This is a genomic window from Vibrio sp. YT-16, from assembly GCF_033337405.1.
Classification (GTDB): domain Bacteria; phylum Pseudomonadota; class Gammaproteobacteria; order Enterobacterales; family Vibrionaceae; genus Vibrio; species Vibrio alginolyticus.
Map to the genome: position 1 here is coordinate 1 of NZ_JAWOQQ010000158.1, position 1,044 is coordinate 1,044.

Here is a 1,044-nt window from a genome sequence, read left to right on the forward strand (position 1 = left end):
AAACAAATGACAGATAAAAATAAGTTGCCGAATGAGGGGCCAACTCTCTACATCGTACCGACTCCAATCGGGAATTTAGCGGATATCACACAACGTGCTATCGAAGTTCTGTCGAACGTGGACATCATCGCAGCAGAGGATACCCGACATACGGGTAAATTACTGTCTCACTTCAATATCCAAACCAAAACTTTTGCGTTGCATGATCACAATGAGCAACAAAAAGCACAGGTTTTGGTCGAAAAGCTATTGTCAGGTCAGTCTATCGCCTTAGTGTCTGACGCTGGTACGCCACTAATCAGTGATCCAGGATACCATCTGGTGACAAAATGTCGTCAAGCGGGCGTAAGAGTTGTGCCTCTTCCTGGTGCGTGTGCAGTTATCACTGCGTTAAGCGCGTCGGGATTGCCGTCAGATCGCTTTAGTTTTGAAGGCTTTCTACCGCCCAAAAGTAAAGGTCGTAAAGATAAATTCTTAGAGATCGCATCGGTAGAGCGCACATGCATTTTTTACGAGTCACCACACCGAATTTTAGACTCGTTACAAGATATGTTAGACGTTCTTGGCCCTGAGCGAGAAGTCGTTCTAGCAAGAGAACTCACTAAAACATTTGAAACCATCCAAGGCATGCCTTTGGGTGAACTCATTGAGTGGGTGAAAAGTGACGATAACCAGCAACGTGGTGAAATGGTGCTTTTGATCCATGGTCATCGTGAAACATCGGATGAGGCATTGCCCGATGAGGCTTTGCGTACTTTGGGTATTCTGACGAAAGAACTGCCTTTGAAGAAAGCGGCAGCGTTGGTGGCAGAAATCCACAATCTGAAGAAGAACGCTCTATACAAATGGGGTTTAGAAAACTTAGATTAAGGGCTGTTTAGATTGAATATTGCAAAGGGTTGATGTGAAAGCATCGACCCTTTTTTATTGTTTACCTTTTGCGTTTTGACTAAAAACTCATCACTCGGTGCATTCATTTCATCATATCTGTGATCTAACTAGACTCTGAAGTGAGAACTCTATACAATCCGCCCTCGGAGCTGA

1 protein-coding gene is annotated in these 1,044 nt (G+C 44.3%); it reads left to right on the forward strand.

The genetic code is table 11. The features are described from left to right. Positions 1 to 6 precede the first annotated feature (6 nt). Positions 7 to 870: a 16S rRNA (cytidine(1402)-2'-O)-methyltransferase gene (rsmI, locus tag R7F07_RS25450; RefSeq protein WP_005497083.1), complete on the forward strand. Its 864-nt coding sequence runs from the start codon at positions 7 to 9 to the stop codon at positions 868 to 870. Positions 871 to 1,044: the final 174 nt, after the last annotated feature.

Coding starts and splice junctions, on each gene's coding strand:
- rsmI (WP_005497083.1), top strand. CDS start 7: ATGACAGATAAAAATAAGTTGCCGAATGAGGGGCCAACTCTCTACATC.